Source organism: Pseudophaeobacter profundi, from assembly GCF_029697505.1.
In the GTDB taxonomy this organism is placed as follows: Bacteria; Pseudomonadota; Alphaproteobacteria; order Rhodobacterales; family Rhodobacteraceae; genus Pseudophaeobacter; species Pseudophaeobacter profundi.
On the sequence record NZ_JARJEF010000272.1, the window covers coordinates 1 to 272 of the forward strand.

The following is a 272-nucleotide window of genomic DNA, read 5'->3' on the forward strand; positions in this document are numbered from 1 at the left end:
CTTTGTCTTGGATCTTGGCTTTCACATTTTCGATGGTGTCTGATGGCTCAACTTCCAAGGTGATGGTCTTCCCGGTAAGGGTCTTTACAAAGATTTGCATTCCACCACGAAGCCTCAAGACCAGGTGGAGGGTGGATTCCTTTTGAATATTGTAATCAGAAAGTGTTCGGCCATCTTCCAGTTGTTTGCCAGCGAAGATTAAACGCTGTTGGTCTGGTGGGATTCCCTCTTTGTCTTGGATCTTGGCTTTCACATTTTCGATGGTGTCTGAT

Annotated in this window: 1 protein-coding gene; it reads right to left on the minus strand. The window is 45.6% G+C overall.

Going from position 1 to position 272, the window contains the following annotated elements; all coding sequences use genetic code 11:
• Window positions 1-272: ubiquitin-like protein (locus P2081_RS21310; RefSeq protein WP_278924713.1), on the minus strand; the 272-nt coding region annotated here is incomplete at both ends.